The 14,687-nt window shown below is 53.8% G+C and carries 3 protein-coding genes; 1 reads left to right on the forward strand and 2 read right to left on the reverse strand.

Annotated elements, in window-relative coordinates:
- Positions 1-20 precede the first annotated feature (20 nt).
- On the reverse strand, positions 21-311 hold the full coding sequence (locus C8N36_RS05880) for a putative quinol monooxygenase (RefSeq protein WP_097805638.1): 291 nt from the start codon (positions 309-311) through the stop codon (positions 21-23).
- A gap of 98 nt (positions 312-409) precedes the next feature.
- Between C8N36_RS05880 and C8N36_RS05885 the strand changes: the two genes are divergently transcribed.
- The gene (locus tag C8N36_RS05885; RefSeq protein ID WP_097805639.1) at positions 410-1,357 is read left to right on the forward strand and encodes a LysR family transcriptional regulator; all 948 of its coding nucleotides are present in this window, start codon (positions 410-412) and stop codon (positions 1,355-1,357) included.
- A 747-nt stretch (positions 1,358-2,104) separates the two neighbouring features.
- Here the strand turns inward: C8N36_RS05885 and C8N36_RS05895 are convergent.
- A complete protein-coding gene (locus tag C8N36_RS05895) occupies positions 2,105-14,281 on the reverse strand; it encodes an Ig-like domain-containing protein (protein ID WP_170125818.1) in 12,177 nt (4,058 codons plus the stop codon).
- Positions 14,282-14,687: the final 406 nt, after the last annotated feature.

The following is a 14,687-nucleotide window of genomic DNA, read 5'->3' on the forward strand; positions in this document are numbered from 1 at the left end:
TTGTCCCTTTTCGTTTCAAATCAGCGGATGCTGGTCATCTCATTCAGCGTGAATGCTTCAACCGCACCGTCGGTCGCGGCCATGTAAGCGCTCAGATGCGGGGCATTCATGTGGGTCTGCCACAACTCTCGGCTTGCCCAGTTTTCATAGAACACAAAATGGGCTGGGTTTTCGTTGTCCTGATGTAGATCATAGTTGATGCAGCCTTCTTCGGCCCGTGTAACCTCGACAAGCTTGAGCAACTCGGTCTTCACGAGGTCGATCTTGTCCGGGTTTGCTTTGATGTTGGCGACGATGGTGAGCGTGGACATTGTTTTGTTCCCTAATGGTGTGTTTCCGTTAGTGTACGTCGCCGCCCTATCGGGATAAATCTTTGTTTGACGAATTGATAATCCGGAAAGTCCGAATAATGCTTCTCGACAATCTTCGCTTGTTTTTGACCATCGCAGAGAAAGGCAGCCTTGTTGGCGCGGCCCGCGAGACCGGTCTGTCCAGCACAACAGTTTCCGAACGGCTCGCTGCACTTGAGACCCATTACGGCGTTGTCCTATTCAATCGAACCACCCGGTCAATCAGCCTGACCGAAGAGGGCCGTTTGCTTGTCGATGGCGCAAAGAGTGTCCTCAACGAGGTATCGGACCTCGACACGCTTATTCGCCTCGGTGCCGACACGCTTTCCGGTCCTATCCGGATCAGCGCTCCAATTGACTTGGGACGCAGCATTGTTGCAGATTTGATCGGAGAGTTCACGGCCCAAAATCCAGCGGTTACGATCGAGCTGTCTTTGTCGGATGGCTATGTCGATTTGGTCGGGCAGGGGTTCGATCTGGCCATTCGGTTTGGAAGCATCACAGACACCTCGCTTCGGGTGCGTAGTCTGGGAAGTTATCAAAGGCTGATATGCGCGTCCCCTGATTATTTGGACATGCACGGGGTGCCTCAAACCCCCGAAGACCTCAAAAGGCACAATTGTCTCGTGATGCGGTTCGGCGGGACGCTTGATAACGTCTGGGAGTTTGGGTCCAAAGTAGACCGACTGCGGATCCCTGTGAAAGGCAACCGGATCGTGAACGACGGCTCGCTGATCTGCTCTTGGGCTTTGGCGGGGCACGGGATTGTTTTGAAGTCTGAATTGGATGTCGGGGAGGATGTTCGCTCTGGAAGGCTGGTGTCCTTGCTGGAAGACTACCTGCCACACCCGAACCCACTTCAAATGATGTTCCCGCCAGCCAGAGCGCAACCCCGGCGGGTGGTGGCGCTGGCAACACTTTTGCATCAGGAAATATCCGCAAGGCGCAAGGCCGACGGTCGAACCGAGTTAGGAAAAAAACGAAAGCGGGCGCAGCGCAGCCCTTGATAGGTGTCGCAGCGTGGTTGTTCAGTTCCAGACGGCCGTGAATGGCTGTTTTCCTCAAACTGAGGTGGCGACCTTGCAGGTACAGCGAAGGTCCTGAGACCGGAGGGCACCTGCATAGCTATACATTTTGGGCTGATTTGAGCATTTGTCAGAGGCGGTCATGTGTCTGGCCAGTTTGCGCGGATTTGGGCGCTGGCAAGCTTCTGCACCATTCTCTGGCGGGTCTTGCTAACGCGTTGTTCTTTCTGCTTTTTGGCCGTTTTCGGTATATTGGGTTCGTTGCGGGTCAAAATGGCCCAGACGATCTTTGCCGTCTTGATGGGCAGACGGTCGCATTTATTGAAAAAAGTCAGGAGATCTGCGGTCACTTAAGCCGACCGTGGCCGTTATTGCGCCGGTTGGGAGCGATGCTAGGACGTCGGAATCGAGGGCTGAAATCGACCTGCTGTTCAGCATGCGCCCGACCCTTGGCAGCTGCAGAAACAATAGGCTGATCATCTTCACAGCTTGCAGGATGGATTTTCGGCAAAGTCTGCCGTCCACAACTGGATCGGGTTTGTCTACGCTTGGAAACCACGTCGAGCGCCCGATAGACGACCGCTCAACGACGCATGCCGTGACCCAGAATAGGCGGAGCAAGCGGCTTGAAACCTACTCCAGAAGTGTCTTTGCACCGCCCCAAGCCTGTCCGGCAAAGGAAGGCCGCACCAGCCAGAAGGACAGCTTTGGACGCCAATCAGGGCTGTCCTAGAACATGAAATCTGTTTCATCCAGGTCAGCCAGATCAAAGTTCTTCAGAAGGATTGTGTCATCGCCGTCGAGCTGGATCAGGACGTCATGCCCCCCGGCTCCTGATCTTGCCGCCTGTGCCACGATCGCTGCGCCATCCGTGAAGCCAAACGCGGATACATCCAGCAGATCTTGTCCTCCGAGCCCGTCTTCAAAGTCGATGATTGTCGTCATTGAGCCTGAATCGCCAAATACGAATGTATCGTTGCCCGCACCGCCAGACAGCCGGTCCGAACCACCATTGCCTGTGATCGTATCGTCACCGACGCCGGCAAAGATAACATCCACGGCGGCCGTTCCGGCCATATCATCAGCAAAAATTGTGCCGATCTCTGTTACGGCACCGGTAAAGTTGCCGCCGTATACAACAAAGCTGGCTCCGGCGCTGGGTGCATCTTCGGACGCAGGATCGACGCCAAACGAAAAGTTGAGGGGCTCTCTAATTGCCAGCCCGTCAGGCGCCCCGACGATCAGATCGTCAAAGCCATCACCGTTCACGTCCCCGGCAGAGCTAACCGAGGCACCTGTGTAATCCTCTAGCCCAATGCCGTTGATGACAAAGCCTCCAACACCTTCCTCGACTTGGGCCAAATCAATTGCCGTGCCATCGGCCTTGCCAAAGACAACAAAGCTGGCCCCGGACAAATTGCCATTTGGATCGGCATAAGATGCACCAATGATCAAATCGTCCAGACCGTCGCCATTTACATCTCCGGCAGAACTAACTGACCAGCCAGTCCAATCGTATTCCTCTTCATCGCTGTTCAGAGTGCCACTGCCGCGAACCATGCCGTTGATGGCAAATCCGCCGCTGTCCCCACTGTAAACTGCATCACTTTTTGAAATGTCGGCCAGATCGACAGCGCTGCCATCAGCCTTGCCAAAAACCACATGGCTTGTACCGGACCGCAGCGCAAGTTCCGATCCGCTGCCATGGGGCGAGCCAATAATCAGGTCGTCAAGCCCGTCACCATTCACGTCACCGGCCGAGCTGACGGAAAAGCCCGTAAGCCCGTCACCACCGTTGATCACAAACCCGCCGTTACCTGACCGGATCTCGGATATCTCGACTGTTGCTGAGTCCGTTTTGCCAAAGACGACGTAGCTTTTTCCTTCTGCGTAATCGCCAAAAGGTTCGCCAACAATGACATCGTCTAGACCGTCACCATTCACATCGCCCGCTGCGCTGACGGAATAGCCGATCCCTTCATTTGCAATATCACCCTCGATCGCGAACCCGGCAGACGTCGATGAAATATCGTCTAGTTGCACGCGGGTTCCTTCGGTTTTTCCGAAGACAACAAAACTTGTGCCGGGATTATAAATCCCTTGCCCCGTGAAAGGATTCACATTGGGATCGAGAGTTCTATCTTCGGGCACACCAACGATGACATCATCCAGACCATCACCATTCACATCGCCTGCAGAACTTACAGAATACCCCGCATTTGTATTGAAATTAACGGTGCCACCGATTGTGATAATGTTGTTTCCATTTTCATCCGGAATAGTAATAGGTCCACTATTGTGGCTTGCCGAAAGGCCAATGATTTGAAAACCGGAGTCGTTGGCAGGATCGATAACATCGGCTTTGTAGATAGCTCCACCGTCTGCTTTGCCAAAGACAACAAGGCTGGAGACGTCGCCAGCGTTGACCGCATCGTCACCTGTACCAATGATCAAGTCGTCGAAACCGTCCGCGTTCACATCGCCGGCCGAACTGACCGAAAAACCTGCTCCGGATGTCCCATGAATCACAAACCCGTTCTGGTTCGAAGATTGTTCGATCTCTGTCAGATCGATTCCAGCGTTGGTCGCCTTACCAAAGACCACATGGCTTTTGCTGCCCCCTGGGGAGCCAATAATCATATCGTCAAAGCCGTCGCCATTTACATCACCCGCAGAACTAACTGACCAGCCAGACATATCCCCGAGCGAGACGCCACTGATCATGAAGCCACGCGTATCGGATTCAAGCTGGAGTTCCGATAATTCAATTGGTGAAATCGGGCCGCCGATCAAATCAACGCCTGCTTCTATTTCGATCTTGGCTTTCCCGTCTGAAAAGACGTTGAATGTGCCTTCGGCGTCGGTGATCTGGGTCTCTACCGCCCAGCCCAACCCGACAAGGGTCACCACATCGCTGCCGGTTCCCAATATACGCAGGGTATTGCTTTCCCCGGACAGACCCAAAACACTAAGCTTGTCCAATCGCAGCGCATTGCCGCCGCCGTTCAAGTCGATCCGCTCGACCTCTTGCAGCGCTGTGCGTTTAAACTGCAATAAGTCCAAAGACAAATTGCTGCCGTCCAAACGAAGGGTGTCGGTACCATTGCCACCGTCAATCTTCGCAAAATCCAGATCGCTGATTGCGATGACGTCATCACCAGCCCCGCCGCGCAATACATCTGCGCCACCATTGCCAGTGAGCTGATCGTCACCGGTCCCACCAATCAGCACATCAATCGCGGCCGTGCCGACCAAGTCATCCGCCCCCAGCGTGCCAACTTGCGTTGCCGCGCCGGTGAAATTTCCACCAAAGACCACAAAGCTGGACCCGGAGCTGGCACCATTCGGGTCATCCCATTCGGCCCCGATGATTAGATCGTCGAATCCGTCGCCGTTGACGTCACCCGCTGAACTAACCGAGTTCCCGGATTTGTCGCCTGCCGAGACACCATTGATGACAAATCCTTTGCTATTTGTCGGATCTTCGACTTCTGCAAGATCGATTGCCACGCCATCCGTTTTACCAAAGACGACAAAACTTGCACCGGAATCCACGCCATTTGGGTCATCATCACGGGCACCGACGATTAAATCATCAAGCCCGTCGCCATTTATATCGCCTGCAGAACTGGCGGACCATCCAAGCCGATCGCCCCCCGAGGCGCCATTGATGACAAAACCTTGGTCGTTTGATGATTTTATGACTTCGCTAAGCTGGACCACCTCGTCATCAGCTTTGCCGAAGACGACGAAACTCGCGCCCGTTAAGTTGTCGTATGCAGATGCGCCTATGATCAGATCATCAAACCCGTCGCCGTTTACATCCCCGGCCGAGCTGATCGATGACAACTTGACATAGCCATACTGAACACTAAAGCCCCCACCGGAGCCTTCGCCGACGTCCTGCAGGTTCACAGCTGCAGTATTCGACTTGCCGAAGACAACGTAATTGTCGTGATAGGGGGCACCGAGTTGATTTCCCGCAATGGCCAGATCGTCGAAACCATCGCCATTCACATCGCCAGCAGAACTGACGGCCCAGCCGTACCGGTCACCGGCTGAAACTCCATAGATGGCAAAGCCGCCAATACCGGCCTCAACTTCGGACAATTCGACGTCTGTGCCATCTTCTTTACCAAAGACGACAAAACTCGCGCCAGCTCTCGTTCCATTGGCGCTGTTACCAATTACCCCGACGATTACATCATCCAGCCCGTCGCCATTCACATCACCAGCCGAACTGACGGACCAACCCGCGCCTCCCCCCGCAGAAACCCCATTGATCACAAAACCACTGGTATTCGTTGATTGCTGGAGCGCGGCCAGATTTACCTCTCCTCCGCCTTCCTTGCCGAAAATCACATAGCCAGCACCATCGCCTTTAACCGGTGCTCCGACGATCAAATCATCAAGCCCGTCACCATTGACGTCGCCTGCAGAACTGACGGATTCTGCGATTCGCAGGGTCGTGGATGATCCGGTAATCGCAAAACCGCCGGTTCCATCCTTGATTTCAGACAAATCAACCACTGATCCATCTGCTTTACCGAAGACAACAAAGCCAGCACCAAAGGTTTGATAACGTGGTGCGCCAATGATCACGTCATCCAATCCGTCACCGTTCACGTCACCCGCACCGCTGACAGAGTAGCCGGTTTCATCTGAGGCCGCGATGCCGTTGATTACGAAGCCACCGTCGTTCGATGGCTCTTGGATGTCTGACAGCTCTACCAATGTGATAAGGTCTGGATATACTGGTCCCCCGACCCGGGTCAACGCTTCGCCGATTTCCAAACGGGACAGCCCATTGGTGAAGACGTTGAAGGTGCCATCTGCATCGGTGATCTGTCCCGCGGCAAGCCATGGCCCGTCCGCCAAGGTAATCGTGTTACTTCTGTCCCCCAGAACACGCAGCGTGTTGCTTTCATTTGAAAGGCGCAATACCTCAAGCCCGGTCAATCGTAGGGCATTACTTGCGCCATTCAGGTCAATCCGCTCAATCGATTGCAACGTCGGATCTGCGATTTCGGGTAGGTCCAGCAGCATGTTGGTGCCGTCCAGACGCAATGTATCGGTGCCATTTCCGGCATCAATTTTTGTAAAATCCAGATCGCTGATCGCGATGACGTCATCTCCGGCACCGGCCCGCAATACATCGGCACCACCGTTGGCACTCAATGTATCGTTGCCGGTTCCACCGATCAAAACATCTGCTTTTACCGTGCCGATCAAGGCATCCGCGCCGGTCGTTCCGACCTGCGTAGCCGTACCGTTGTATTCCCCGCCGTAAACCACAAAGCTTGTTCCGGCATAAAACCCGTTTGTTGGGTCGTTAGGTGCGCCGATGATCAGATCGTCAAATCCGTCACCGTTCACATCCCCTGCCGCGCTGACGGATGATCCGGCGCCCCCCCCTCTAGCGCCTCCAAAGATAGAGAATCCGCCAGCGCTTGTCGTGAGATCGGCAAGTTCGACTGCGGTGCCATCCGCTTTGCCAAAGACGACATAGCTTGCGCCAGATTTAAAAGCATTGGTCGCGTCTGACGGCGCACCTATGATCAGATCGTCCAACCCATCGCCGTTCACATCGCCAGCAGAACTGACGGCCCAGCCAGATTCGTCTTCGGCAGACTGACCGTTGATGACAAAGCCCCCGTTACCGGCTGCAATTTTCGGAAGGTTGACCTTTGCGTTGTTTGTTTTGCCAAAAACGACATAGCTGGCACCGGACAATGTGCCATTTGGTGCGGTCCCGTAGGCACCAACAACAACATCATCCAGTCCGTCGCCATTCACATCGCCCGCCGAACTGACGGACCATCCGGCGACGTTGCCTGTTGACGCGCCCCCGATATAAAAACCACCCGGGAATGTTGTGGTATTCGTCAAATTTACCGCCGTGCCGCTGGTTTTCCCAAAGATCACAACGCTATTGCCAAAACTGTTTCCAATAAATGGGTTCCCGACGATCAGATCGTCCAAACCGTCACCATTTACATCGCCCGCTGAACTGACCGATCGGCCAAGTGAATCACCCGCTGAGATTCCATTGATCACAAACCCGCCAATGCCGGCTTGGACATCCGAAAGTTCGACGGTTTCACCGTCGAGGTTTGAGAAAACAACATAGCTGGTGCCAGCGCCTTTATTCGGTGCGCCTACGATCAGATCATCAAGACCATCGCCATTTACATCGCCCGCAGAACTGACGGACCAGCCGGATTTGTCGCCAGCCGCCACACCATTGATCGCAAAACCTTCATTGCCCGTTTGCAGGTCGGCCAGATCAACCGCGTCACCGTTCGTTTTACCATAAACAACAAAACTCGCGCCAGAATCCGCCCCATTGGAATCGGCTAGATTGGCCCCGACAATTAGGTCCGCCAGACCATCGTTGTTCACATCCCCCGCAGAGCTGACCGAATAGCCAGAGAAGTCGCCGATAGAGGCACCGTTGATCACAAAACCGTCCGTGCCGGCCACAAAGCTTGGCAAATCGATCGCGATGCCATCCGACTTTCCATAGACCACATAGCTCGTCTTCGAAACAGCCCTAGGGGCCCCAACGATGACATCATCCAATCCATCGCCATTGACATCGCCGGCAGAGCTGACCGAAAAGCCAACAAGCTCGTAGTCCAAAATTCCAGTAGAATACCCGTTGATCGCGAACCCGCGCGTGTCAGTCGAAAGTCGCAATTCGGACAATTCGATGGGCGCAATCAGACCGCCGGTTAATTCAATACTCGCCTCTATTTCGACCGTGGCAGGCCCGTTGGCAAAGACATCAAACGTGCCTTCGCTGTCGGTTACCTGCCCCGTCTTCGCCCAAGAGTTTCCGACCAATGTCACTGCATCACTGGCGTTCCCCAGAACACGCAGCGTGTTGCTTTCGTCAGACAGCCCCAACACTTCTAGCTGTTCAAGCCGTAGGGAGTTTCCGCCGCTATTCAGGTCAATGCGTTCAATGTCTTGCAGTGTCGGGCTTGCGATTTCGGACAAGTCCAAGGATAGGCCAGTCCCGTCCAAGCGCAGCGTATCAATGCCATTTCCGCCATCGACTTTCGCGAAATCAAGGTCTTGCACAGCGAAAAGGTCATTGCCTGCGCCGCCGCGCAATACATCTGCGCCGCCATTGCCGGTTAAGGTGTCATTGCCCGTTCCGCCGATGAGAATATCCACCGCAGAAGTGCCGGTCAGGGCATCTGCACCTGTCGTGCCGATTTGCGTTGCCGCACCAGTGAAATCGCCGCCAAACACAACAAAACTCGCCCCAGAGCTGCTTACACTTGCGCTATTAAAGGGCAGATCGCCGGGAGCGCCAACGATGAGATCATCAAAACCGTCACCGTTTACGTCGCCCGCAGAACTGACCGAGATTCCCGTAAAGTCAGATTCGGAGGCCCCGTTGATTACCAAACCGCCGATGCCTGCCTTGACCTCTGACAGCCTCACCCGTGCTCCGTCTTCCTTGCCAAAGACAACATAGGCTGCACCAGATAGGGATCCATTCGGTTGATCGCCAAAGGCTCCGACAATCAAGTCGTCAAGCCCGTCACCATTTACATCACCAGCCGAACTGACGGAATAACCCGACCGGTCAAACTCGGAGTCTCCGATGATCGCAAAGCCGCCATTCCCCGCCTGCACAGACGAGAGATAGACAGCTTCATGACCTGTTTTACCGAAAACCACATAGCTCGTGCCAGAAGAGGTTCCATTTGCGTCAGCGCCACTTGCCCCGATGATTAAATCATCAAGCCCGTCACCGTTAACATCACCGGCAGAACTTACAGACGAACCGGCATTATCAAAACTTGCGATACCTTTGATCACAAACCCTTCACTGCCGACACCAAGCCCTGCAAGTTCAATATTTGCATTGTCCGCCGCGCCAAAAACTACAAAGCTGTCGCCAACGCCATCTGCATCTGGCGCGCCAATAATGACATCGTCGAATCCATCTCCGTTGACGTCGCCCGCCGAGCTTACAGAAAAGCCGGATTTGTCATCGATAAGCTTCCCAACCGAGGCGCTGTTAATTTTGAAACCAGCGCCCACGCTCGTGAGATTGGATAAATTTACAAGATTTCCATTGGCCTTGCCATAAACCACATAACTGGTGCCTAACGTGCCATCCCTATTCGGATTGGATGCGTATGGATCTACGCCATAGGCTCCGACGATCACATCGCCAAGCCCGTCGCCGTTTACATCCCCTGCAGCACTGACCGAATGACCAGCAAAGTCCCCCGCCAATGCACCATTGATTGCGAAACCGCCGTTGTTGCCGTTTTGCTGGATCTGTCCCAGATCTACCGCAACACCATCTGACTTACCAAAGACCACATAACTTGCGCCAGAGTTTGCCCCGTTCGGATCATCATATTCAGCGCCAATGATCAGATCGTCCAACCCGTCGCCATTCACATCACCAGCCGAACTGACCGAAACACCCGCGCGATCCCCGGCGGAAACCCCATTGATTACAAAACCACTGGTATTCGTCGATTGCTGGAGCGCGGCCAGATTTACCTCTCCTCCGCCTTCCTTGCCGAAAATCACATAGCCAGCACCAGCGCCGTTACCCGGTGCCCCGACGATCAAATCATCAAGCCCGTCGCCATTGACGTCGCCTGCCGAACTGACAGATGCGCCCGTCAGCGCATTTCCGGAAACCCCCTTGATGATAAACCCTTGGGTATTTGTTGAAAGCCCAACATCAGAGAGCGAAATAGGCGCAATACCAGGAGTGAGACCTTCGTCCGTTCCAATGATCGTAACGTCGAACGCACGGGTGTCTGTGACTCCGGCACTGTCTTCTATTGTGATTTCATAGCTCAGGGTGACAGTTTCGGAGTCTGCTAGATAGTCAAACACTGCAGGGTGGGCCTGAAAGACCAAGTTCAGGTAGCCATTGTCGTCTCCGGCGTCTTTGGTGACATCCGTTTGGAAAATAAGGTCGTTCCGCGCCACATTATTTAGTGTCAGGCCCGCCGACGCCCCTGTGGCCCCAGTATAAACAACCGAGGCGCTATACCCGACATCCTCCAGATCATCATCGGTAAAGCTCACCAAAATACTGCCCGAGATATTTGACGTGTCTTGTGTCTCGTACAGGGTGGTTACTGCGATGGGGTCGATGTCATGCGCGTTCGGAAGCGGATTCAAAGTCACATTGACCGTTTGGGTCGTAACACCGCCAGCCCTGTCGATCACCGAATAGAGAAAGCTATCGCTACCACTAAAGTTTGCGTTCGGTGTATATTCGACTGTGCCATCACGCGAGACAGTCGCCGTTCCGTCTGTCGGGCGCGTATACAATCCGAAAACCAGATCGGTTTGCTCAATATCGCTGGCCGTCAGAGCCCCCGTGAGCAGCGTCCCTTCATCCCCCGACAATGAAAGAGGATCGGCGACTGGTGCGTCGTTAACCGGGGTGACCGTCAAGTTTACGGTTTCGGTCGTGCTCCCCCCCTCTGAATCGGTCACTGTATACGTGAAACTGTCGGTGCCGTTGAAGTCTGGATTGGGGGTATAGGAAAAGTAAGCGAAACCTCCCAAAGGGGCGTTCAAAATTTCAACAGTGCCGTTTCCCGGGGCCGTGGCCACACTAAAGGTCATTCTCTGCTGATCGATATCATCCGCTGTTAGGAGGCCCGAAAAACCTTTGTCTTCGTTAATCGTGTGGCTCTGCCCAGAGGAAATCGGGTCGCTGTTTCCACCCAGAACATTTCTGACGTCGTCCAAAGCATCAGGCAGCAAGCTATCGAACTCTGCCGGTGTCATGACAGGGGCACCTGTGAAACGAACGCTATCTAGGCCATCATAAGAAAAGATAATTCCAGAGTGCTCCAGCACCACCAGGGCACTGGAAATACCGTATTCAAGGTTGGCCAGCGCGGTTGCCGTCGATCCCTGCGCCACAATCGCCACTTGGGCGATGTCTGTCAGTAAATCAGCACCTGTTTTACCTGTCTCTAAAACTCCAAGAGCGACGGACGCAGAGTGCGCGATGATACTGCTCGTCCGACTGGCGACAAACTCTGCCGCTTCAATAACAAGACCCGAATCTACCAAGACACGTATGGCGATTGTTTTCAGCGCCTGCTCTGAAAAGAAGCTGGTGGTTGGTGTTTCGTCAGAAATGAAGCCGGACATTTTGAAAATCACATTTTCCAGAATGTCGGAATATTCCTCAGTGGTTACCGCTGATATTGCCGATGCTATTTGAATTGCAGCTGATTGGAGCGCCACGTTTGTTGCCATCAATCTGGCTCCGCCCGCAGCTCCTAAAAGCACAGACTGGACCGGATCCGCATTGAGAAAATCGATCGCAGGGTCGAGGCCGAACACCGTGACTATTCGGCTCTCGGCGGCGCTGGCAGTAAATTCGTGGCCTTCTTCCAGAAGGGCCGCCAAGGTGGAAAGAGCCGTGATTGATTTTGCACCGGAAGGTGCAATCAGGGTTGTGTCAACTTTGAACCCTGTCGAAATATCGGTCCCGCCGACCGATACCAATCGGACATCAGAATTTGCGGGGGTGTTTTCAAGGGTGAACTGGCCGTAGTAATCTGTAAATGCTCTGTCTTCACCTTCATCCCAAATGCCATTTCCATTGGCATCTGCAACAACCTGAGCAAACGTAATGTACCCATCCGACACCACACCTTCGCGGTAAGGAGAAGCGCCTTCAATTGTTAGGTTTGCGGTTGCAGAATTGGATAAATCTAGCCCATCGGTTATGGAATAGCTAAAACTATCCGGGCCACTGTAGTTGTCGTTTGGTATATATCTTATGACCCAGCCTTCTCCGACTATGACAGAGCCGTTGATTGTGGCAATGACCGAGCCAATCGTTGCCGCTTTGCCATTGATAAAAGAAACAGTCAGCGGCTGCGTCTCGGACTCGGGGGTGTTGTTCGCGTCGGTATCATTGCCGAGCAAGTCCAAAACGGATGTTGTGTTGTGATCCAAGGCAAAGGTGTCATCAACCGCGATTGGTGCCACATTGGTTGGGCTGCCCGCAATTGCCAATTCAAGTTGAGACTCGGCCGAACCACCGTTTCCGTCGGACACAGTATAGGTGAATATTTCATACACGACACGGTTGGGCAGGATCGCGGAAGTGTCTGGGTCAAGATTGTCCAGCTGGTATTCCCAAGATCCATCTGACTGAACCACGAGACTGCCATACTCACCACGCACCGACTGCGGAGTTCCTGCCTCTACCGTCACGCTCGTCCCGAGTGAAAAAGACCCCATTCGAACGACGGTCAGCACATCACCGTCTGCATCGGCGTCATTGCTCAACAGCGAGCCATTTGCCAAGGATTGACCTTGCTTGGCCAGACGCGTTCCTGTGTTAAAATCCGTCTCGGCCACCGGATCACTATTTGTCGGGGCGGGAGCTGCACCGTTGATTGTGACGGAGATTTCTGTGCTGAGGCCGTCCGATGTGGTTGCGACAAAGCTGTCGGTCAACGTATCGCCCAGGTTCAGGTCTTGGATGGCTGTCTGATTGTTGGTGGCCCCATAGGTCCAAGTGCCATCTGCCCCTAGTGTAAACAGGCCATAGCCATTGCTGCCTACGACGCTGGCGATTGCGGTAAAATCACTGGCCCCGCGATAACCTGCGAGCACACCGATTGTATCCGTGGCCTGCAACACCACGCTGGCGTCTTCGACAACACTGGCCTGTGTGCCGCCAGTGATGATTGTGTGTCCGCGCACATCCACAAAAGTTTGCGTGCCATCATCCAGCGTCCGGTGAACATAAAGCAGTGCGCCATTTTCACTGGCATAGACGCGGCGAACGCTCTCCCAGTTATGGATGTCTTCGCCATCGTTCCGGAGCTTTTCTTGCAAGACGCCGCCAGAATAGGTGCTGATCGTCACGTCGCTGCTGTCGCTCACCACAGTCTGGGATGCAATCAGGCCTTTACTATCGAACAACTGCGTAATTGTCGCCCAGCCGGCTATGTCCGCGGTGTCTGTCGTCGTGCGCATGGCGCGAAGACCGTCTTGGTAGGTTTGCACGATCTGCCGACCGTCGTCCATCGTTACGTCCGAGCCGGCCAATCGACCACCGGCATCATAGGTAAAGGTTTTTTCGTGCCAGGTTTGGGCATTATCGCCATCGGTCCATGTGACCTGCGTGCGAACACCACCACTAAACTGAGTGATGGATTGAGTGCCGTCGTCATTTAATCTGGTCTGCGAAGCGATGTTGCCACTTGCATCATAGGTGGTTATGCGGCTGGTCCAACTGTAGGCATTTGCGCCGTCCAGTTGCGTGACAGTTTGCCCCAAAGGTCCGCTGGCAGGCCCGCGGACTACAGTGGTTCCATCATCAAAGGACGTGGAAATCGTCAGCAAGTTTCCGGTGGTGTTGTCGTAGGCATAGACCTTTGACGTCCATGAAAATGTATCTGCGACATCTGTCACAATCTTTTGCGATTTGATCCCGTCAACAAAATCGGTCGAAATTGTTCTTAAATCATCCAAGGTCACCAATGACGAGGCGATGCGCCCGAGACTGTCGAAGGTTTGCACTCTGGTATTCCAGTTAAATGCGTCCCCCAGATCAAGGCTCGTCCGCGATGCAATCACGCCGCTGTTAAAGGTCGATGAGATCGAAACGCCGCTATCTGTCACGACCTCTAGGCTGGTCAAAAGACCCGACAGCGCGCTGTAAACATATGCGCGTGAGGTCCAGGCGAAACCGTCCGCCGGGTCAGTCCATGTCAGGCCAACCCTGACCCCCTCCACAATCGTCGACGTCCGAATGCGCCCATCGTCAAAAGTGACCGTCTCGCCAATCAAAAAGCCCTGGGCATCAAATACGGATACTTTTTGTGACCAGGCGTATTTGTCAGCAGTGTCGAGAACAGCCTTCGTGATCATAGAAATGTCCTTGAGAGATATGAGCCGGCGAAAGATATGAGTCGGCAAAAAAAAGCGCATTAAAATAAATGCGCTGAAAAAGGTGAGGTTCTGAGCAAGCCATTGCCCTAATTTAGAACACTAACTTAACCGTTCATTAATAGGCAAGTTTTATAATCTTTTCCCCATTCTGGCGGCTGGCCGAAGTGTTCTGAAAAGCGTCACCAAGGGGCTGGTCCGGCAGCAACGCATAGTTTCGACGTGCCGTTGTGGTAGATGGCGTTCAGTCAGTTCTGTCGGATGTCTGTGGCTATGGGGCCAAAAAGCCAAATTTGATAGCGTACTCTTGGCTTGTCGTCGCTACTGAGGAGGAGGACAAAAGCTAAACAGCTGATGCCCGCAAACGCTCTGGCGAAAAAGCTGCCAA

The organism is Pelagimonas varians (assembly GCF_003208435.1).
In the GTDB taxonomy this organism is placed as follows: Bacteria; Pseudomonadota; Alphaproteobacteria; order Rhodobacterales; family Rhodobacteraceae; genus Pelagimonas; species Pelagimonas varians.

Coding starts and splice junctions, on each gene's coding strand:
- C8N36_RS05880 (WP_097805638.1), bottom strand. CDS start 311: ATGTCCACGCTCACCATCGTCGCCAACATCAAAGCAAACCCGGACAAG.
- C8N36_RS05885 (WP_097805639.1), top strand. CDS start 410: ATGCTTCTCGACAATCTTCGCTTGTTTTTGACCATCGCAGAGAAAGGC.
- C8N36_RS05895 (WP_170125818.1), bottom strand. CDS start 14,281: ATGATCACGAAGGCTGTTCTCGACACTGCTGACAAATACGCCTGGTCA.